20 protein-coding genes are annotated in these 19,558 nt (G+C 51.8%); 9 read left to right on the top strand and 11 right to left on the bottom strand.

The genetic code is table 11. The annotated features are described in order from the left end of the window. Nucleotides 1-507: 507 nt before the first annotated feature. Complete coding sequence (gene alaA / locus OGY68_RS21695; RefSeq protein ID WP_003028082.1) at nt 508-1,725, top strand: alanine transaminase AlaA; 1,218 nt, start codon at nt 508-510, stop codon at nt 1,723-1,725. Between the two features lie 83 nt (nt 1,726-1,808). Further along, nucleotides 1,809-2,408 (top strand): 5'-deoxynucleotidase, encoded by a 600-nt coding sequence (gene yfbR / locus OGY68_RS21690; RefSeq protein WP_003028083.1) that lies wholly within the window; start codon nt 1,809-1,811, stop codon nt 2,406-2,408. A gap of 63 nt (nt 2,409-2,471) precedes the next feature. On the opposite strand, the gene OGY68_RS21685 is transcribed toward yfbR, so the two are convergent. The 4 genes from OGY68_RS21685 to yfbV form a co-directional block, all read right to left on the bottom strand. Further along, nucleotides 2,472-4,304 (bottom strand): SLC13 family permease, encoded by a 1,833-nt coding sequence (locus OGY68_RS21685; protein ID WP_032944084.1) that lies wholly within the window; start codon nt 4,302-4,304, stop codon nt 2,472-2,474. Nucleotides 4,305-4,381: 77 nt separating this feature from the next. Next, nucleotides 4,382-5,059, bottom strand: coding sequence for a sugar phosphatase (locus OGY68_RS21680; RefSeq protein ID WP_100247211.1), 678 nt, complete (start codon nt 5,057-5,059; stop codon nt 4,382-4,384). Next, the gene (locus OGY68_RS21675; protein ID WP_003028086.1) at nt 5,052-5,546 is read right to left on the bottom strand and encodes a YfbU family protein; all 495 of its coding nucleotides are present in this window, start codon (nt 5,544-5,546) and stop codon (nt 5,052-5,054) included. The genes OGY68_RS21680 and OGY68_RS21675 overlap by 8 nt, the downstream gene beginning before the upstream one ends. Before the next feature lie 83 nt (nt 5,547-5,629). Continuing rightward, nucleotides 5,630-6,085: a terminus macrodomain insulation protein YfbV gene (gene yfbV / locus OGY68_RS21670; RefSeq protein WP_003028087.1), complete on the bottom strand. Its 456-nt coding sequence runs from the start codon at nt 6,083-6,085 to the stop codon at nt 5,630-5,632. A gap of 339 nt (nt 6,086-6,424) precedes the next feature. On the opposite strand from yfbV, the gene ackA reads away from it, so the two are divergent. The 3 genes from ackA to yfcC all read left to right on the top strand — a co-directional run bounded on the left by ackA (nt 6,425) and on the right by yfcC (nt 11,567). Then, nucleotides 6,425-7,627: an acetate kinase gene (ackA, locus tag OGY68_RS21665; RefSeq protein ID WP_003834770.1), complete on the top strand. Its 1,203-nt coding sequence runs from the start codon at nt 6,425-6,427 to the stop codon at nt 7,625-7,627. Between the two features lie 75 nt (nt 7,628-7,702). Further along, nucleotides 7,703-9,847: a phosphate acetyltransferase gene (gene pta / locus OGY68_RS21660; RefSeq protein WP_008785351.1), complete on the top strand. Its 2,145-nt coding sequence runs from the start codon at nt 7,703-7,705 to the stop codon at nt 9,845-9,847. Nucleotides 9,848-10,046: 199 nt separating this feature from the next. Continuing rightward, nucleotides 10,047-11,567 carry a putative basic amino acid antiporter YfcC gene (gene yfcC / locus OGY68_RS21655; protein WP_057067941.1) on the top strand — a complete coding sequence of 507 codons (1,521 nt, stop codon included), beginning with the start codon at nt 10,047-10,049 and terminating at the stop codon, nt 11,565-11,567. A gap of 56 nt (nt 11,568-11,623) precedes the next feature. Here yfcC and yfcD read toward each other — a convergent pair whose 3' ends face one another. The 3 genes from yfcD to yfcF are packed head-to-tail and all read right to left on the bottom strand — an operon-like array spanning nt 11,624 to nt 13,486. Beyond that, nucleotides 11,624-12,178, bottom strand: coding sequence for an NUDIX hydrolase YfcD (gene yfcD / locus OGY68_RS21650; protein ID WP_003834775.1), 555 nt, complete (start codon nt 12,176-12,178; stop codon nt 11,624-11,626). A gap of 56 nt (nt 12,179-12,234) precedes the next feature. Then, nucleotides 12,235-12,786, bottom strand: coding sequence for a phosphodiesterase (yfcE, locus tag OGY68_RS21645; protein ID WP_008785353.1), 552 nt, complete (start codon nt 12,784-12,786; stop codon nt 12,235-12,237). Between the two features lie 55 nt (nt 12,787-12,841). Further along, complete coding sequence (yfcF, locus tag OGY68_RS21640; RefSeq protein ID WP_003834778.1) at nt 12,842-13,486, bottom strand: glutathione transferase; 645 nt, start codon at nt 13,484-13,486, stop codon at nt 12,842-12,844. 134 nt (nt 13,487-13,620) lie between these two features. Between yfcF and yfcG the strand changes: the two genes are divergently transcribed. The 4 genes from yfcG to OGY68_RS21620 all read left to right on the top strand — a co-directional run bounded on the left by yfcG (nt 13,621) and on the right by OGY68_RS21620 (nt 16,174). Continuing rightward, a complete protein-coding gene (gene yfcG, locus OGY68_RS21635; protein WP_020996685.1) occupies nt 13,621-14,256 on the top strand; it encodes a GSH-dependent disulfide bond oxidoreductase in 636 nt (211 codons plus the stop codon). Nucleotides 14,257-14,310: 54 nt separating this feature from the next. Further along, nucleotides 14,311-14,673, top strand: coding sequence for a dihydroneopterin triphosphate 2'-epimerase (folX, locus tag OGY68_RS21630; protein WP_003028107.1), 363 nt, complete (start codon nt 14,311-14,313; stop codon nt 14,671-14,673). 20 nt (nt 14,674-14,693) lie between these two features. Next, complete coding sequence (locus tag OGY68_RS21625) at nt 14,694-15,587, top strand: TIGR01777 family oxidoreductase (RefSeq protein WP_003834782.1); 894 nt, start codon at nt 14,694-14,696, stop codon at nt 15,585-15,587. A 71-nt stretch (nt 15,588-15,658) separates the two neighbouring features. Next, entirely contained in the window at nt 15,659-16,174 is a 516-nt protein-coding gene (locus OGY68_RS21620; RefSeq protein WP_071941297.1) for a GNAT family N-acetyltransferase, read from the top strand. A gap of 33 nt (nt 16,175-16,207) precedes the next feature. Here OGY68_RS21620 and hisP read toward each other — a convergent pair whose 3' ends face one another. From hisP to hisJ, 4 genes are all read right to left on the bottom strand, one after another. After that, on the bottom strand, nt 16,208-16,981 hold the full coding sequence (gene hisP / locus OGY68_RS21615; protein WP_003028114.1) for a histidine ABC transporter ATP-binding protein HisP: 774 nt from the start codon (nt 16,979-16,981) through the stop codon (nt 16,208-16,210). Nucleotides 16,982-16,994: 13 nt separating this feature from the next. Then, a complete protein-coding gene (hisM, locus tag OGY68_RS21610) occupies nt 16,995-17,702 on the bottom strand; it encodes a histidine ABC transporter permease HisM (RefSeq protein WP_003028116.1) in 708 nt (235 codons plus the stop codon). Further along, nucleotides 17,699-18,385, bottom strand: coding sequence for a histidine ABC transporter permease HisQ (locus tag OGY68_RS21605; RefSeq protein WP_003028118.1), 687 nt, complete (start codon nt 18,383-18,385; stop codon nt 17,699-17,701). The genes hisM and OGY68_RS21605 overlap by 4 nt, the downstream gene beginning before the upstream one ends. 186 nt (nt 18,386-18,571) lie before the next feature. After that, complete coding sequence (hisJ, locus tag OGY68_RS21600; RefSeq protein WP_003028120.1) at nt 18,572-19,354, bottom strand: histidine ABC transporter substrate-binding protein HisJ; 783 nt, start codon at nt 19,352-19,354, stop codon at nt 18,572-18,574. Between the last annotated feature and the right edge of the window lie 204 nt (nt 19,355-19,558).

Below are 19,558 nucleotides of genomic sequence, written 5' to 3'. Positions count from 1 at the left end.
ATCGCGAATAATTCCGGGCAAATTGGTGTTATGTCAGTGCAACGGTTTTCGTATTATTGGCCAACTCAATTTGATGTCGTTTAAATAATAAATAATAATTAATTAAGAATTCCTCAATTCATTAATTATGCTTAACAATGGATTCACACCGCATCACGCAGGGATCAGACCGATAACAGATTTCGCAGGCCAAACCTCAGTATTTTCGAATTACGCCATTCAGCTGAGATCTCAGCTACTTTGTCTTTACAGACCTAACTTTTTTTGACCAGACAAATCACCATACCCACGCTAACAAATAAAAATATAAACCACAAAAAACACAACAATCCAGATTATTACCCTACAAAAATCACATTATTTAGTTATTAACAGTGAATTATAATCCTCCTGCTTTCCAAAATCTTCTACTAAAGACCCTTCAAAACTCACCGTCGTGGGAGTACATTGTGCTGGGCTGACTTCCACGGCAGGGAGTGGCATTCACAGCTAAAAAGGTCAACGTTCATGTCCCCCATTGAAAAATCCAGCAAATTAGAAAACGTCTGTTATGACATTCGCGGCCCGGTTCTGAAGGAAGCAAAGCGCCTGGAAGAAGAAGGCAACAAAGTTCTGAAACTGAACATCGGCAACCCTGCGCCTTTCGGGTTTGAAGCGCCAGATGAAATTTTGGTGGATGTGATCCGCAATTTGCCAACTGCGCAAGGATATTGCGATTCCAAAGGCCTTTATTCAGCCCGCAAAGCAATCATGCAGCATTACCAGGCCCGTGGGATGCGCGACGTAACCGTGGAAGATATCTATATCGGTAACGGCGTATCTGAATTGATTGTGCAGGCCATGCAGGCATTGCTAAACAGTGGGGACGAAATGCTGGTTCCTGCACCTGATTATCCACTGTGGACGGCGGCGGTTTCGCTCTCTGGTGGTAATGCCGTGCACTACCTGTGTGACGAATCGTCAGACTGGTTCCCGGACCTGGATGATATCCGCGCCAAAATTACGCCGCGTACCCGTGGGATCGTCATCATCAACCCAAACAACCCAACCGGCGCGGTGTATTCTAAAGAGCTGCTGATGGAGATTGTTGAGATTGCCCGCCAAAACAATCTCATCATCTTTGCGGACGAGATTTACGACAAAATTCTTTACGATGACGCCGAGCACCACTCGATTGCGGCAATGGCCCCTGACCTGCTGACTATTACCTTTAACGGCCTGTCAAAAACCTATCGTGTTGCCGGTTTCCGCCAGGGCTGGATGGTACTGAACGGACCGAAGAAACATGCCAAAGGGTATATCGAAGGCCTTGAGATGCTGGCTTCTATGCGCCTGTGTGCCAACGTTCCGGCACAACATGCCATTCAGACCGCACTGGGTGGATATCAGAGCATCAGCGAATTCATCATGCCAGGCGGACGTCTGTATGAGCAACGTAACCGCGCCTGGGAACTGCTTAATGACATCCCCGGCGTCTCTTGCGTAAAACCGCGCGGTGCGCTGTATATGTTCCCGAAAATTGATGCTAAACGCTTTAATATTCATGACGACCAGAAGATGGTACTCGACTTCCTGTTGCAGGAAAAAGTACTGCTGGTCCAGGGGACGGCATTCAACTGGCCGTGGCCGGATCATTTCCGCATCGTCACGCTACCGCGTATTGACGATATCGAAATGTCGCTGAGTAAATTTGAGCGTTTCCTGTCAGGGTATCGCCAGCTGTAACCACGCAAAGTGCTGCCGGGTTTGCATCCGGTAGCACTCTCTGCGCAAAATACCGTTACTGAAGTCACTGAGTAAGGGTCGTTATGAAGCAGAGCCACTTTTTTGCCCACCTCTCCCGTCTGAAACTCATTAACCGCTGGCCGCTGATGCGCAACGTGCGCACCGAAAACGTGTCCGAACACAGTCTGCAGGTTGCCATGGTTGCCCATGCGCTGGCCGCAATTAAAAACCGTAAATTTGGTGGTCAGGTTAATGCTGAGCGTATTGCCCTGCTGGCGATGTATCACGATGCGTCAGAGGTGTTAACCGGCGATCTCCCTACCCCAGTGAAATATTTCAACTCGCAGATTGCCCAAGAATATAAAGCGATAGAGAAAATTGCCCAACAAAAACTGGTCGATATGGTTCCCGATGAGCTGCGCGATATTTTTGCGCCGCTCATTGATGAACATGCCTTAAGTGAAGAAGAGAGGTCGATTGTTAAACAGGCCGATGCCCTGTGCGCGTATCTGAAGTGCCTGGAAGAACTCTCCGCCGGTAACAACGAATTTCTGCTGGCGAAAACACGTCTGGAAAAAACGCTGGAGTCACGACGCAGCGAAGAGATGGACTACTTTATGGACGTGTTCGTTCCGAGTTTTCACCTCTCATTAGATGAAATCAGTCAGGATTCTCCATTGTAAGTTTGCGGCGACATTGCCTTTGTAGGCCGGATAAGGCGTTAGCCGCCATCCGGCACATAAAAATCAAAACGGAAACAGCATCGGGATCATCACCACGCACACCACCATCACAATGATGGTAAACGGCACGCCAATTTTTACGAAATCGCTAAAGCTGTAGTTACCCGGTCCGAGTACCAGTGTGTTTACCGGTGAAGAAACTGGCGTCATAAAGGCTGCTGAAGCCGCCATCGCAATCACCATCGCAAAAGGATACGGCGAAACGCCCATCGACTTTGCTGCCGCCAGCGCAATCGGCGCCATCAGTACCGCCGTCGCAGTGTTAGAGATAAATAACCCAATGGTCGCGCACAGCACGAACAGGCAGCCCAGCATCATATACGGGCCGTACCCTCCACCAACGTCCATTAGCCCTTTAACCACCAGATCAACACCGCCCGTTTTCTGTAATGCCAGCGCAAAGGGCATCATTCCGACAATCAAAATAATACTTGGCCAGTGAATGGCTTTATAGGCGCTTTCGGCATCGATGCAGCGGAATTTTCCCATCAGCAAACAGGCGATAATCGCGGCAACCGTATTAGGGATTTCATCGGTGAGCATTAACGCGACCATCAGCACCAGACAGAAAATCGCATGCGGCGCCTGGCTGTGCGCCGGGGAGGCTTCACTAACTTCCACGGGCATATTCAGCACCACGAAATCGCGCCCTTTTTGCCCCAACAAAGTGATGAGTTTCCAGTTGCCCACCACCAGAATGATATCGCCCATCAGCAGTGGTTCATCCACCACCGCTCCGGCCAGTGCCGTACCATCACGCTTCAGTCCGACGACATTCAGGCCATAACGCGTACGAAAAGCGATTTCCCGTACCGTTTTGCCGATCAATTCCGATTCAGGGATTAATGAAATCTCGGCCATACCCACGTCAAGCGCCTGCTCGGAGAAGTATTCACCGCGCAGCACCATTGGCTCCAACAGTTGCTCGCTGCAAAATTCACGCAGGTCGACGTCGGCCGCTGACATATCAATCAGCAACACGTCACGGGCACGGAACTCAGAAACCCCGTTAACATCGACAATCACGCGGCGAAAACGCCGCCAACGTTCAACACCAATCACGTTTGCCCCGTAGCGCTCACGCAATTTCAGGTCATCCAGACGTTGGCCAATCATGGGAGAACCGGGGCGAATCGCCAGGCGACGGGCACGCCCTGTCAGGCGATATTCTTTGATCAGATCGCGAAAGGTTCGGCGCTTCCAGCCGTCTCCCGGCTGCCCAGAGTCTTCACCTTTCAGCATAAAACGCATCACCAGCATATAAATTATGCCCAGTACCAACACCACCAGTCCCAGTGGGGTTACGCTAAAAAAGCTAAAACCGTTAAGTCCTTCACGTAACAATTCACTGTTGACGACCAGGTTCGGCGGCGTTGCCACCAGCGTCATCATGCCGCTTATCAATCCGGCAAAGCTCAACGGCATCATCAGGCGTGAGGGGGAGATTTGCATGCGCATGGAAACGCTTAAGACAACCGGAATAAAGATGGCGACCACACCGGTCGAACTCATGAAGGCACCGAGTCCGGCTACGGTTATCATCAGCAACACCAGCATTTTGACTTCACTGCTGCCAGCGACCTTCACCAGCCAGGCACCCATTACCGTCGCCACGCCGGTACGCACCAGGCCGTCGCCGATAATGAATAAAGCCGCTATCAAAATAACGTTAGGATCGCTGAACCCGGAAAAAGCCTCTGTGATGCTCAATGTTCCGCTCAGAACAAAGGCAATAATGACCAGCAAAGCGACCGCGTCCATACGCACTCTGCCAGTTGCAAACAAGACGACGGCAATCGCCAGCAATGAGAGAACCCATATCAATTCACCGTTCACAACATATCCTTGTTAAATGAGAGGGATGGACTGATTCTGCCATAAAAAAGCCCCAACAATCTGGGGCTAAATCATGATCAGGTATTTCTTATAACGACCACATTTCCGTTGGGTTGTTTGGTCACAGAAATATGTTCCAGACTGGTCAGCGAAAAATCAACTTCGTCCAGACGCGGCGTATCCGCTGGCGCGTTAACCGCGATGACATGACACCCAGCAGCCAGTCCTGAGAGCACCCCGGCGGGGGCATCTTCCACGACTGCACATTCCTGCGGTGCCAGGCCCAGAAGCTGAGCGCCTAACAGATACGCGTCTGGCTCTGGTTTCCCTCTTTTTACCCGCTCGGCGGTGACAAACACTTCAGGAGCAGGAAGCCCGGCAACACGATGACGCGCACGTGCGACTGGCATAGAACCGGAGGTCACAATCGCCCATGGAATACCTGCTTTATTGAGATGGTTGAGTAAATCAACTGCCCCCGGCAGCGCGGTGATCCCGGCGGTTTCCGTCGCTTCGATCTGCTCCAGACGGGTAAATTCCGCGGCGATCTCTGCCTCAGACTTGCCCGCCATAAAGTGTCGCAGGGAGGTAATGGCCTGCTTACCATGAATAAAGCCGAGTACCTCGGCGTGATCGAGGCCGAAGCGATCGGCCCAGTTGCACCACGCACGCTCTACTGCGGGTAAGGAATCGACCAGCGTTCCATCCAGATCAAACAGAAAACCTTTGCACTGCACGCTCGCCCCCTCAGGCATTAATGATTTGGTTAATTTCATTCGCGCTCAGGTGATACTGACGCGGGCAAGAGTGCCAAACATTCAGCATACGCTGATATTTTTCCCACATTGGGGTCTGGGCGTTGAAGCCATGCGTACCCGCATCAAAGTGGGTGTAACGACCTTCCACATTGACCATAAAACGAACGTACCCGAGGAAACGGGCTTCCGTTGCGGCGTCAAAACCGAGGAAGGTCACGCGACGCTCATCAATAGCCTGCGCATCCTTAAGATTAGTCCAGGACACATGTAATGCGTGATACATCTCCATAATATCGATAATCGTACGACAGGTTTCTTCCGTCAGTTCACCAAACTCACGATCCAGCTCACGCATCTGCAAGCCGTAACCGCGTTCAATAATCGTCTGCAAACGACGATAACGCTCGGCGTTAGTTGGATCGAGCATAGTCATCATTTTGTACTGATTCGACAAAATCAGACGTTGAGCGTTGGTCATTTCCATTTGGGACTCCTGTATCACTACTACTGCGATGAAAAAAAAGAAGGCATCTTGTGCCTTCTTTTATATGCGTAATCAGGGGTCAATTACAAATCATCAAGGAAAGTTTTATCCAGTTGTTTGAAGGCGCGCTTAAGCGTGTCAGCCAGCGCCTGGTAATCCGGCTTTCCTTCTACCGGAGAGAGCGCCTGCCCAGCTTCTTGCAATTTACCCCGAACTTCGTAGAACCAATTGAGAATTGAAGGCGGCAGCGGCGTTACAGAACGTTTTCCCAGCCACCACATCCCCTGCATCGGCAGGCTAAGCGCAAACAGCGCAGTCGCCACGGCCGGGCCCAACTGCCCCCCTAACGCAATTTGCCAACATAAGGTGAAGACGGCGATAGGCGGCATAAAACGGATCGCGTAACGCGTCATGCGGATCACGCGGTTCTCAACAAACACGGGCGCAAGGCGCTTTTCCATTGGCCACGTCTTTGCATAGTGCTGCCCCCGGCGAAACAAGCTGAAAAAATTGACGGAGCGATTATCCGGTGTCGACATGGCGGTTACCTCAACTTCACATATAAAAATTAAAAAATTTGTGCAAAACAACAACTACAAGGGACATCGTTCAAAACATTTTGTCTTTGATACCCACATTCAGGTATCCTGTGCCGGCCTGTAAGGCCTGTAGTCCAAAATCATTGAGTCGTCAAATTGGCATACATTATGCCATTGCCTGAAAAATACGCAAAATGACATAGACTCAAAGGTATTTATTCCATCGTGCCCAAAAAGACTATGGCGCATGATGTTAATCATAAACGTCGGTGTCATCATGCGCTACGCTCTATGACTCCCTGACGTTTTTTTAGCCACGTATCATAAATAGGTACTTCCATGTCGAGTAAGTTAGTACTGGTTCTGAACTGCGGTAGCTCCTCACTGAAATTTGCCATCATCGATGCAGTAAACGGTGAAGAATACCTCTCTGGTTTAGCCGAATGTTTCCATCTCCCAGAAGCACGTATCAAGTGGAAAATGGACGGCGGTAAACAAGAAGCGGCTTTAGGTGCAGGCGCCGCTCACAGTGAAGCGCTGAACTTTATCGTTAACACTATTCTGGCACAAAAACCAGAATTGTCTGCGCAATTGACCGCTATTGGTCACCGTATCGTACACGGCGGCGAGAAGTACACCAGCTCCGTGGTTATCGATGATTCCGTTATTCAGGGCATCAAAGATTCTGCCTCTTTCGCACCACTGCATAACCCGGCTCACCTGATCGGTATCGCAGAAGCGCTGAAATCCTTCCCTAATCTGAAAGACAAAAACGTGGCTGTATTCGACACCGCGTTCCATCAGACTATGCCGGAAGAGTCTTACCTCTATGCTCTGCCGTATAGCCTGTACAAAGAACACGGCGTTCGTCGTTACGGCGCGCACGGTACCAGCCACTTCTTCGTCACTCAGGAAGCGGCAAAAGTGCTGAACAAACCGGTTGAAGAGCTGAACATCATCACTTGCCACCTGGGCAATGGCGGTTCTGTATCTGCTATCCGTAACGGTAAATGTGTTGATACCTCCATGGGTCTGACCCCGCTGGAAGGTCTGGTGATGGGTACGCGTTCCGGTGACATCGACCCGGCGATCATCTTCCACCTGCACGATACCCTGGGCATGAGCGTTGACCAGATCAACAAAATGCTGACCAAAGAGTCCGGCCTGCTGGGTCTGACCGAAGTCACCAGCGACTGCCGTTATGTTGAAGATAACTACGCTACTAAAGAAGACGCTAAACGTGCAATGGACGTTTACTGCCACCGTCTGGCGAAATACATCGGTTCTTACACTGCGCTGATGGATGGTCGTCTGGATGCAGTTGTCTTCACCGGTGGTATCGGTGAAAACGCAGCGATGGTTCGTGAACTGTCTCTGGGCAAACTGGGCGTTCTGGGCTTTGAAGTTGACCACGAACGTAACCTGGCCGCACGTTTCGGCAAATCTGGTTTCATCAACAAAGAAGGTACCCGTCCTGCGCTGGTTATCCCAACCAACGAAGAACTGGTTATCGCGCAAGACGCGAGCCGCCTGACTGCCTGATTTCACACCGCCAGCCTAGCTGGCGGTGCTGTTTTGTAACCCGTCTAAATTGGCGGTAACGAAAGAGGATAAACCGTGTCCCGTATTATTATGCTGATCCCTACCGGAACCAGCGTCGGCCTGACCAGCGTCAGCCTTGGCGTGATCCGCGCAATGGAACGCAAAGGCGTTCGTCTGAGCGTCTTTAAGCCGATCGCTCAACCGCGTGCCGGTGGCGATGCGCCAGACCAGACTACCAGCATCGTCCGTGCTAACTCTTCTCTGCCAGCCGCAGAGCCGCTGAAGATGAGCCACGTTGAATCTCTGCTGTCCAGCAATCAGAAAGATGTGCTGATGGAAGAGATCATCGCGAACTACCACGCGAACACCAAAGACGCTGAAGTTGTACTGGTTGAAGGCCTGGTCCCAACCCGTAAACATCAGTTCGCGCAGTCTCTGAACTACGAAATCGCGAAAACGCTGAACGCGGAAATCGTCTTCGTTATGTCTCAGGGTACCGACACCCCGGAACAGCTGAACGAGCGTATTGAACTGACTCGCAGCAGCTTCGGCGGCGCGAAAAACACCAACATCACTGGCGTAATCGTTAACAAACTGAACGCACCGGTTGATGAGCAGGGCCGTACTCGCCCGGATCTGTCCGAGATTTTCGACGACTCTTCCAAAGCGAAAGTGATCAAAGTTGATCCGGCTAAACTGCAAGAATCCAGTCCGCTGCCGGTTCTGGGCGCGGTGCCATGGAGCTTCGATCTGATCGCAACTCGTGCAATCGATATGGCGCGTCACCTGAACGCCACCATCGTTAACGAAGGCGATATCAACACCCGTCGCGTGAAGTCTGTGACGTTCTGCGCACGCAGCATTCCACATATGCTGGAACATTTCCGCGCAGGCTCCCTGCTGGTAACTTCCGCAGATCGTCCTGACGTGCTGGTTGCAGCATGCCTGGCGGCCATGAACGGCGTGGAAATCGGAGCCCTGCTGCTGACTGGCGGCTACGAAATGGACGCGCGCATCACTAAACTGTGCGAACGTGCATTTGAAACCGGCCTGCCGGTATTCATGGTAAACACCAACACCTGGCAGACCTCTCTGAGCCTGCAGAGCTTCAACCTGGAAGTTCCGGTTGACGATCACGAGCGCATTGAGAAAGTTCAGGAATACGTTGCTAACTACATCAACGCTGACTGGATTGAATCCCTGACTGCAACCTCTGAGCGTAGCCGTCGTCTGTCTCCGCCAGCGTTCCGTTATCAGTTGACCGAGCTGGCGCGCAAAGCGGGCAAACGCGTTGTTCTGCCGGAAGGCGACGAACCGCGTACCGTTAAAGCGGCAGCCATCTGTGCTGAACGTGGTATCGCAACCTGCGTACTGCTGGGTAACCCGGATGAGATCACCCGCGTTGCAGCCTCTCAGGGCGTTGAACTGGGCGCTGGCGTAGAAATCGTTGATCCAGATGTGGTTCGCGAAAGCTACGTTGCTCGCCTGGTCGAACTGCGTAAAAACAAAGGTATGACCGAAACCGTTGCCCGCGAACAGCTGGAAGACAACGTGGTTCTCGGTACCCTGATGCTGGAACAGGACGATGTTGACGGTCTGGTTTCTGGTGCAGTACACACCACCGCAAACACCATCCGTCCGCCGCTGCAGCTGATCAAAACTGCACCGGGTAGCTCTCTGGTGTCTTCCGTGTTCTTCATGCTGCTGCCGGATCAGGTTTACGTTTACGGCGACTGCGCGATCAACCCGGATCCGACTGCAGAGCAGCTGGCAGAAATCGCGATTCAGTCCGCTGATTCCGCAATTGCCTTCGGTATCGAACCGCGCGTAGCGATGCTCTCCTACTCCACCGGTACTTCTGGTGCAGGTAGTGACGTAGAGAAAGTTCGCGAAGCAACCCGTCTGGCACAGGAAAAACGTCCTGACCTGATGATCGACGGTCCGCTGCAGTACGACGCCGCTGTTATGGCTGACGTAGCGAAATCCAAAGCGCCGAACTCTCCGGTTGCAGGTCGCGCTACCGTGTTCATCTTCCCGGATCTGAACACCGGTAACACCACTTACAAAGCGGTACAGCGTTCTGCCGACCTGATCTCCATCGGGCCAATGCTGCAGGGTATGCGCAAGCCGGTGAACGACCTGTCTCGTGGCGCGCTGGTAGACGATATCGTCTACACCATCGCACTGACCGCGATCCAGTCTTCCCAGCAGCAGCAGTAATCTGCCGAGTGTGCCGGATCTCTTATCCGGCAACACATCTGCTTATCAAACCGGAAATAGCTGATATTTCCGGTTTTTTTATGTCTGTTTCCCCTTTGGCATAATCTGAAATATTTGCCTGGATGCGCTGCATCAATGAATAACTATTCTTCTGTTCGCATACTTACTCTCTTTTGCGTTGCAACAGGGATAGTCTTTCATGTCAGCAGTAACAGAATCACAGCCAGCTAAAAAATGGGCGATGCCCGACACGCTGGTGATTATTTTTTTCGTCGCCGTTTTAACAAGTCTGGCGACATGGGTTGTTCCCGTCGGGATGTTCGACAGCCAGGAAGTGCAGTATCAGGTTGATGGACAAACCAAAACCCGTAAGGTGGTTGACCCCCATTCCTTTCGTATTCTGACCAACGACGCAGGTGAAGAGCAGTATCACCGGGTGCAGTTATTCACCACCGGAGATGAACGCCCAGGCCTGATGAATTTCCCGTTTGAAGGATTAACCTCCGGCTCGAAATTCGGCACTGCTGTCGGCATCATTATGTTTATGCTGGTCATTGGCGGCGCATTCGGCATCGTTATGCGTACCGGCACCATTGATAACGGCATCCTGGCGCTCATTCGCCATACGCGGGGCAACGAGGTCCTGTTTATCCCAGTGCTGTTTATTCTCTTCTCCTTAGGCGGCGCGGTGTTTGGCATGGGGGAAGAGGCTGTTGCCTTTGCCATTATCATCGCGCCTTTGATGGTACGGCTAGGTTACGACAGTATCACCACCGTGCTGGTTACCTATATCGCGACTCAGATTGGTTTCGCCAGCTCATGGATGAACCCATTTTGCGTGGTGGTAGCGCAAGGTATTGCGGGGGTACCGGTGCTCTCTGGTTCCGGGCTACGCATCGTGGTCTGGGTGATCGCTACACTAATCGGGCTGACCTTCACGCTGGCCTATGCGACGCGAATCAAAAAGAATCCGCTTTTGTCCCGGGTACATGAATCCGACCGCTTCTTTCGCGAGCAGCAGGACGAAGTCGTGGAACGACGCTTCACGCTGGGCGACTGGTTAGTGCTACTGGTGCTGACCGCGGTGATGATTTGGGTTGTCTGGGGCGTTATCGCCAACGCGTGGTTTATTCCTGAGATCGCCAGTCAGTTCTTCACGATGGGTCTGGTGATTGGCATTATCGGCGTCGTGTTTCAGCTCAACGGCATGACGGTCAACATCATGGCCTCCTCATTCACTGAGGGCGCACGAATGATGATTGCCCCTGCCCTGCTGGTTGGTTTTGCCAAAGGCATTTTACTGCTGGTCGGTAATGGAGAGGCGGGTGAAGCCAGCGTGTTAAACACTCTGCTGCACAGCATTGCCAATGGCATCAGCGGGCTGGATAACGCCATCGCGGCGTGGTTTATGCTATTGTTCCAGGCAGTATTTAATTTCTTCGTCACTTCCGGCTCTGGTCAGGCTGCGTTAACCATGCCGCTACTGGCACCGCTGGGCGATCTGGTTGGCGTAAACCGTCAGGTCACAGTCCTGGCCTTCCAGTTTGGCGACGGATTCAGTCATATTATCTATCCGACGTCAGCATCTCTGATGGCTACGTTAGGCGTTTGTCGGGTGGATTTTCGTAACTGGCTGAAGGTAGGTGCTACGCTGTTGGGACTGCTGTTTATTATGTCCAGCGTGGTGGTGATTGGCGCGCAGATGATGGGTTACCATTAAAAAGTGTGCGTCCGGCCTACTCGATTTCTCGACGCAGTAGGCCGGATGAACAGAGTTTACTCAGCTTCTTCCTGCTTTTCGGCTTTCGCCCCTTCATTCTTGGCGTTGCGGGTCATCCACAGCGCCAGGGCTTTCAGGGAGTCCGGTGTAAATTCGTCGCAGCGCGCGGTAATTTCTTCCGGCGTCAACCAGCAAACTTCACTGACCTCATCTTCCTGAAGCGCAAACGGTCCGTGGGAAACGCAGCTAAACAACCCACCCCATACGCGACAGTTCTGGTCTTCAAAGTAAAACTGACCATGCTCGGCAAACGGCACGCCCGCAATCCCCAGTTCCTCTTCTGCTTCACGACGCGCTGATTCCAGCATCTGCTCGTCAGCCTGAACCACACCGCCTGCGGTGGCATCCAGCATGCCGGGCAAAAAATCTTTTGTCTCAGTGCGACGTTGAACCAGAATTTTGCCCATACCATCATGCACAACGATATACGTTGCACGATGGCGTAAGCGTTGCGCCCGCATTTGTTCCCGGCTGGACTGTGCAATGACTTCGTTGTCTTCATTCACAATATCCACCCATTCAGTACTTGCCAAACGACGCTGTTCCACCATCAGGAAACCTTCTTTTTTCTGGCGCTCTTACGGCGCGTTTATGTTTGTGGGGTAAATTACGGATTAATCTCGACCTGTGCAATAACACTTTGATCATTGAGTGCCATTACGCTGAGAACATTATCATCCAGAATCCCGTAACTTGCCGCAAAGCCCCCTTTCGGGATGCTTACCGAGCCGGGATTGAAATGATAGATACCCTCGCGCCGCTCAGCAACCGGCAGATGAGTATGCCCATAAACCAGAACATCGCCCGCATTGAGCACCGGCATATTTTGCGGGCCAAAAAGGTGTCCGTGCGTCAAAAAGAGTCGCTGGTTTTCTGTCAGAATTTGCTGCCACGGCGCAGTCATCGGAAAATGCAGGAGCATCTGATCCACTTCGCTGTCGCAATTACCACGCACCGCAATAATTCGCGATGCCAGCTCATTCAGCCGTTCAGCAACCTGCGCAGGTGCATAGCCTTCTGGAAGCGCATTACGCGGCCCGTGGTTTAAAACATCACCCAATATCACCAGCCATTGCGCGCCGCTTGCAGCAAACCGTTCGAGTACGCGTTCCGTGGCTGGCAACGAACCATGAATGTCCGATGCGAACATCAGTTTCATCACTCACTCCTCGCTGAAAATCACCTTGTAATGATACTGGATTACGGCCCGTTTTTCAGCAGGAACGCTTCGCTGAAAGCGCGATAAAACGCTGTACTGAAGCGCGCTGCCACTGGAAGGTGGCGTATTCCGCAAGCGCTTCTGGAACCTCATCACCATTCAGGACCAGGCGATTAAGCATTAGCGCTAAATCACAGTCAGCGATACACCATTCGCCAAATAAATTCTGCTTACCGTGGCTCAGTAAACTGCTCGCAGTAGCGAACAGTTTTTCCGCACTGGCTTTTCCCGCTTCGCTTAACGGTCCTTTCTTCACGCCAGCAAAAACGACATCTGTTGATCGTTCCTCACGGATAGGCATTAAATCGCTGCGGATCCACGCCTGAACCTGGCGCGCCCGAGCGCGCTTTTGTACATCGTGTGGGTAGATACGCTCCCACTGTGGCGGTGCAAAGCTCTCTTCCAGGAATTCCGTAATCGCTGATGATTCGCTCAGTTCAAAACCATCGATCTCAAGAACCGGTACGCGGCGCGTCAAGGCGTAACCTTGCCATGAAGGATGCAAGTGTTCACCACTATTGAGATCAACGGTTTTCAGCGTGAAAGGTAGCCCCTTCTCTTGCAGAGCGACATAAACAGACAGCACGTAGGGGGAGAAAAAATTGGCATCTGACCACAGCGTAATTGCAGATTTGCTCATAATGTCCTCTGAAGTGTATTGGCTTGCTTTCAAAATATAGAGTCTTTCTCTCGCTGTCACTTGATGAAAACTCACGCACGCCAACAGGCTCTATACTTGTAATGACCCGGTTCATGACAAAACGGATGCTGAAAATGATCGATCTCTATTACACGCCATCGCCAAACGGTCACAAAATCACGCTGTTTCTTGAAGAGGCACAGCTGCAATACCGTCTGATTCATGTCGATATCAGCAAAGGCAGCCAGTTTCGCCCCGATTTTCTGCTGATCTCGCCGAACAATAAAATCCCGGCCATTATCGATCATGCGCCGGAAGATGGCGGAAGGCCCATCAGCTTGTTTGAGTCCGGAGAAATTTTACTCTATCTGGCGGAGAAGAGCGGTAAGCTGCTCAGCGGTGAATTACGCGAACGCCACACCACGCTGCAGTGGCTGTTCTGGCAGGTCAGCGGTCTGGGTCCCATGCTGGGGCAGAATCATCATTTCAGTCATTACGCTCCGCAAACGATCCCTTACGCTATTGAAAGATACCAGGTTGAAACCCAGCGCCTGTACAACGTGATGAATAAACGTCTGGAAACGTCACCCTGGCTGGGAGGCGATCACTACAGCATTGCTGACATTGCCTGCTGGCCGTGGATCCACGCCCATCAGCGTCAGCGCATCGACCTCGACAATTACCCTGCGGTCAATAACTGGCACGAACGCATCCGTACGCGTCCTGCCACGGAACGCGCCATGCAGCAAGCACTGAGTGAGAAGCGGTGACGCAATTCGGTTCTCGTGTATCATGCAGAGGTTCATACATGGAGGAAACCTGCAATGTCACAACCTGACGCCATTATTCGTATAAAAAACCTTCGTCTGCGCACCTTTATCGGCATCAAAGAAGAGGAGATCCTTAATCGCCAGGATATCGTCATCAATATTGCCATTCACTATCCGGCAGACAAAGCCCGTACCAGCGAAGATATCAACGACGCGCTGAATTACCGCACTATAACCAAAAGCATCATTGCCCACGTGGAGGGTAACCGCTTCTCATTGTTAGAAAAATTAACTCAAGATGTGCTCGATATCGCACGCGAACATCACTGGGTCACTTATGCTGAAGTCGAGATAGATAAACTTCACGCATTGCGTTACGCCGACTCAGTATCAATGACGCTGAGCTGGCAGCGCTAAAACGTAACCCGGGAGGCGACATGCAGATTCTGATTACCGGCGGTACTGGCCTGATTGGACGTCATCTGATCCCCTGCCTGCTGGAACTGGGGCATCAGATAATCGTAGTGACACGTACCCCTGATAAGGCTCGTCAGATTCTCGACTCTCGGGTCACGTTATGGAAAGGACTGGAAGAGCGGCAACATCTCAATAATATTGATGCCGTGATTAACCTTGCCGGAGAGCCTATTGCAGATAAGCGCTGGAGCGCACAGCAAAAGGAACGCTTGTGCCAGAGCCGTTGGGGCATTACGCAGAAACTGGTCGATTTAATCAATGCGAGCGAGACGCCGCCCTCAGTGTTAATCTCCGGTTCCGCTACCGGTTACTACGGCGATTTAGGCGAAGTTGTAGTCACTGAAGAAGAGCCGCCGCATAACGAATTTACCCACAAGCTGTGTGCCCGCTGGGAGCAAATTGCCAGCACTGCGCAAAGCGACAAAACCCGAGTGTGTATGCTGCGTACCGGCGTGGTACTGGCCTCAGCAGGCGGCATTCTGGCAAAAATGGTCCCGCCGTTTCGTCTTGGCTTAGGCGGCCCGATCGGTAACGGACGCCAGTATATGGCCTGGATCCATGTTGATGATATGGTCAACGGAATTATCTGGCTGCTGAATAACGATCTACGCGGTCCCTTCAATATGGTTTCGCCATACCCGGTGCACAATGAGCAGTTTGCCCACGCGCTGGGTCACGCTCTGAACCGCCCTGCCATTCTGCGCGTTCCCGCCACCGCTATGCGACTGCTGATGGGGGAATCGTCAGTACTGGTCCTTGGTGGACAACGCGCATTGCCCAAACGCCTGGAAGCTTCCGGTTTTACGTTTCGCTGGTACGATTTAGAAGAAGCGCTGGCGGATGTCATCCGATAACCCCTAAGCGCTATTCACAGTCGCCGTTGTGGTGGTAAGGTTATAGACCAGATTTCCGCAATGGCGACGTTATGGCGATAATATCGACTCCCCGACTTACCCTCTCTTTGTTTCAATTTTCTGACTGGTCATTTTTCCAGAAACTCCGTGAATGTCCTGAAGTCATGCGCTATATGGGCAACATCGCCCCGGCGAAAGATACGCGGCTGTTATTCGCCAGACGTCTGGCCGCACAGCACACTTTCGTCATCCGCGAGCATAACAGCCCGACGCCACTTGGCGATATTGGTCTGCAAATCAGCCATCTTTACCCGCAGGAAGCCGACCTGGGCTACGCCATCATGCCACAGGCTCAGGGGAAAGGTATTGCCAGTGAAGCCGTCCATGCGGTGTGCCAGTATGCCTTCGAGCATGCAGGTGTGACGGCGATAAACGCATACGCGCTGGCGGATAATAAGGGTTCAATCCGTATTCTGGAAAAGACAGGCTTTGTACGTACGCAGGTACTGGAAAAGGCGTATGAGATTGACGGCATCGCCTACGACGACTGGGTGTTTCGGCTGGAGCGCGACGCGCTAAAATTGTAAGCCCGGAAAGCGTAGCGTCTCCGGGCTGTTGACTTACTTCAGCGATCCTTTAAGAAACTGCTGCAAACGCGGGCTTTGCGGATTACCAAATACCTGCTCCGGGTCACCCTCTTCCTCAATTTTCCCCTGATGCAGGAAAATCACGTGCGTGGAAACATGACGGGCAAACCCCATTTCGTGGGTCACCACCACCATGGTTTTCCCCTCTTCAGCCAGCTGTTGCATAATGCGCAGCACTTCACCCACCAGCTCAGGATCAAGCGCTGACGTAGGTTCATCAAACAATAACACTTCAGGTTCCATCGCCAGTGCACGGGCAATGGAAACACGCTGCTGCTGACCACCGGACAGGTGCACCGGATATTTGCCCTGTGCGCGCTCATCAATGCCCACTTTAGCCAGATACTTCACCGCACGGTCGCGAGCTTCCTGCTTGCTCAGCCCCAACACCTGAATCGGCGCTTCCATGACGTTTTCCAGCACTGTCATGTGGCTCCACAGATTAAAGTGCTGAAAGACCATCGTCAGACGCGTACGCAGCAGGCGTAGCTGATTTTTGTCCGCAACCTTCAACTGGCCGTCTTTGTCGCGCACCAGACCAATGTTCTGACCGCTGACGACAATCGACCCGGCACTCGGTTTCTCGAGAAAGTTAATGCAGCGCAGGAAGGTACTTTTACCGGAACCTGACGAGCCAATAATGCTGATAACATCACCCGCGTTGGCCTGCAGCGATACCCCTTTCAGCACTTCATGTTCGCCGTAGTGCTTATGTAAATCGATAACGTTTAATTTATTTTCAGACATCGTGTTACTCGAATCATTTAGAGGATACATGCTGCAACCAGCGTTTTTCCGCTTTACGGAACAGACTGATCAGGACATACGAAATAATCAAATACAGCACAGCGGCAATACCGAAGGCGGTAAACGGCTGATATGTTGCCGAGTTGATATCGCGAGCGATTTTCAACAAATCTGGCACCGTGGCCGTAAATGCCAGCGCCGTGGAGTGCAGCATTAAAATGACTTCATTGCTGTATGCCGGCAGCGCAATACGCAGCGCGGAAGGTAAAATAATGCAGCGATACAGTTTGAATGACGAGAAACCGTATGCGCGCGCAGCCTCAATCTCACCGTGAGGCACGGAACGGATAGCCCCGGCGAAAATCTCCGTGGTATAGGCGCAGGTATTCAGCGTCAGCGCCAGCACGGTGCAATTCAGCCCGCTGCGGAAAAACGCGTTGAGGAAGTCCGTGCCTTTAACTATTTCCAGCGTATACATCCCGGAATAAAACACCAGTAGCTGAACGTACAGCGGCGTCCCACGAAAAATATAGGTGAACAGCCAGATGGGAAACTGGATAAATTTATTACTGGAAACGCGACCAATCGCCAAAAAGAGTGCCAGTATTCCGCCCATCACTACTGACGAAATCAAAAGCCACAGGGTGATAGCGACGCCAGTGTAGCGATATCCGTCGGTCCACAGCAGGGACTTCCAGTATTCCTGAATAATCTCGATCACAGGTCAGCCCTCTTCACACCCACGGAATAGCGGCGCTCAAGGTACAGCAGCACACCATTAGAAACAGTGGTAAACACCAGATAGATGACCCCGCACACGACGGCAAAATAGAACGGCTCCCAGGTACTCTTCCCGGCAAGCTGAGTCGCTTTCACCACGTCTTCAAGTCCAAGCAACGATACCAGCGCCGTAGCCTTAAGAATAACCTGCCAGTTATTGCCGATTCCCGGTAAGGCATAACGCATCATCGCCGGGAACATAATGCGACGAAATATTTGTGAGCTGGTAAAGCCAAACGCCGTCGCGGCTTCAATATGGCCTTTTGGTACAGCCATAAACGCACCGCGAAAAGTTTCGGTAAAGTAGGCGCCGTAGATGAATCCTAGGGTGATAATGCCCGCAACCATCGGATCAATATCAATCTGGCCGATACCGATGGCATCGGTAATGGTATTCAGCGCGATTTGTAATCCGTAGAAGATGAGCAGCATTAAGACCAGATCGGGCACGCCGCGGATTAGCGTTGTGTACCCTTCGAAAATAAGCCCCATTGCCCGGCTTTGCGACAGCTTTGCTGCTGCGCCGACAAGACCTATCAGAACCGCCAGTACCACCGAGCTGAGTGCCAGCTCCAGCGTAACAATTGCGCCCTGTAAAATAACACCTGAAAAGCCATACAACATGCTGCCTGTCCTGTCGTGTGTGGTGGAGTAGTAAGCCTCTTTTGATTTCAGACTAACCGTTAAATGCCGGATGGCGGCCTTGCCTTATCCGGCCTACAAAATCACCGTAGGCCGGATAAGCGCGGTGCCATCGGGCATAAATTCAACGCGTCAAAAATCTACGGGCTTTATCAGCACCTGCGGTAATTAACCGCCGTAAACATCAAAATCGAAGTACTTTTTCGCCAGCTTCTCGTAAGTACCGTCAGCTCGCATTTCGGCAAAGGCTTTATTCAGCGCTTCGCGCAGTTCGTTATCGTCTTTGCGCAGCCCCATACCGGTACCCACGCCGAACAACTTCTCGTCTTTCACAGACGGGCCGCCGAATTTGTAATCTTTACCGACTGGCTGTTTCAGGAAGCCTTCGCTAGCCGCGACTTCATCCTGGAACGCGGCGTCAATACGCCCGGCAGTCAGGTCAGAATAGATATTGTCCTGCCCCTGATAAGAGACAATCTCAATACCTTTTGGCGCCCAGTGTTCGTTGCCGAACGTTTCCTGGGTAGTGCCCTGCAGCACACCAACACGTTTGCCTTTCAGCGACTCAATGGTCGGCTGAATAGCAGAATCTTTAGCGACAACCAGACGCGAATCGGCTGCATAAAGCTTGTCGGTAAATGCGATTTCCTGCTGACGTTTTTCAGTAATGGAAAGCGAGGACATGATGGCATCGATTTTCTTCGCTTTTAGCGAAGGGATCAGCGCGTCCAGCGGGTTTTCCACGAAGGTACATTGCGTATTGATACGTTTGCACAGCTCTTTAGCCAGATCGATATCAAAACCGACTAATTCACCCTGCGCATTCTTCGATTCGAACGGCGCATAAGTAGGATCGGTACCGATACGAATTTTTTGCGGAATGGCTGCAAATGCTGCGGTAGCACTGGAGAAAGCCAGAACCAGAGAAAGAGACAACACCAGTTTTTTCATAACTATCCTCAACAGACTGTCTTTTATAGGGGATCTTTACAGGACCAGGTGCAGTTATCGTGCCATTAATCAGGCCGACAAGGCAAAGCATTCTACCCTGTCGGCGGTATTTATTTGCATGAAAAGCGCTTAAGTATGCACTCATGCTTATTAAGTCAGCGATAAAAGCACCAAAACAGTGCACTGAATTTATTATGCACCGAA

Origin of the sequence: Citrobacter sp. Cpo065, assembly GCF_030332805.1 — a bacterium.
GTDB classification, from domain to species: domain Bacteria; phylum Pseudomonadota; class Gammaproteobacteria; order Enterobacterales; family Enterobacteriaceae; genus Citrobacter; species Citrobacter portucalensis.
The sequence above is the reverse complement of the archived record's forward strand: the minus strand, read 5'-3'. Positions and strand labels throughout refer to the sequence as shown.

What these genes read in the sequence shown, in the direction of transcription:
- yfcF (WP_003834778.1), bottom strand. Translation starts at nt 13,486, where the DNA reads ATGAGCAAATCTGCAATTACGCTGTGGTCAGATGCCAATTTTTTCTCC.
- OGY68_RS21675 (WP_003028086.1), bottom strand. Translation starts at nt 5,546, where the DNA reads ATGGAAATGACCAACGCTCAACGTCTGATTTTGTCGAATCAGTACAAA.
- yfcC (WP_057067941.1), top strand. Translation starts at nt 10,047, where the DNA reads ATGTCAGCAGTAACAGAATCACAGCCAGCTAAAAAATGGGCGATGCCC.
- yfcE (WP_008785353.1), bottom strand. Translation starts at nt 12,786, where the DNA reads ATGAAACTGATGTTCGCATCGGACATTCATGGTTCGTTGCCAGCCACG.
- yfcG (WP_020996685.1), top strand. Translation starts at nt 13,621, where the DNA reads ATGATCGATCTCTATTACACGCCATCGCCAAACGGTCACAAAATCACG.
- OGY68_RS21680 (WP_100247211.1), bottom strand. Translation starts at nt 5,059, where the DNA reads ATGCCTGAGGGGGCGAGCGTGCAGTGCAAAGGTTTTCTGTTTGATCTG.
- OGY68_RS21625 (WP_003834782.1), top strand. Translation starts at nt 14,694, where the DNA reads ATGCAGATTCTGATTACCGGCGGTACTGGCCTGATTGGACGTCATCTG.
- OGY68_RS21620 (WP_071941297.1), top strand. Translation starts at nt 15,659, where the DNA reads ATGGCGATAATATCGACTCCCCGACTTACCCTCTCTTTGTTTCAATTT.
- hisJ (WP_003028120.1), bottom strand. Translation starts at nt 19,354, where the DNA reads ATGAAAAAACTGGTGTTGTCTCTTTCTCTGGTTCTGGCTTTCTCCAGT.
- OGY68_RS21605 (WP_003028118.1), bottom strand. Translation starts at nt 18,385, where the DNA reads ATGTTGTATGGCTTTTCAGGTGTTATTTTACAGGGCGCAATTGTTACG.
- yfbR (WP_003028083.1), top strand. Translation starts at nt 1,809, where the DNA reads ATGAAGCAGAGCCACTTTTTTGCCCACCTCTCCCGTCTGAAACTCATT.
- yfbV (WP_003028087.1), bottom strand. Translation starts at nt 6,085, where the DNA reads ATGTCGACACCGGATAATCGCTCCGTCAATTTTTTCAGCTTGTTTCGC.
- alaA (WP_003028082.1), top strand. Translation starts at nt 508, where the DNA reads ATGTCCCCCATTGAAAAATCCAGCAAATTAGAAAACGTCTGTTATGAC.
- yfcD (WP_003834775.1), bottom strand. Translation starts at nt 12,178, where the DNA reads ATGGTGGAACAGCGTCGTTTGGCAAGTACTGAATGGGTGGATATTGTG.
- hisP (WP_003028114.1), bottom strand. Translation starts at nt 16,981, where the DNA reads ATGTCTGAAAATAAATTAAACGTTATCGATTTACATAAGCACTACGGC.
- folX (WP_003028107.1), top strand. Translation starts at nt 14,311, where the DNA reads ATGTCACAACCTGACGCCATTATTCGTATAAAAAACCTTCGTCTGCGC.
- ackA (WP_003834770.1), top strand. Translation starts at nt 6,425, where the DNA reads ATGTCGAGTAAGTTAGTACTGGTTCTGAACTGCGGTAGCTCCTCACTG.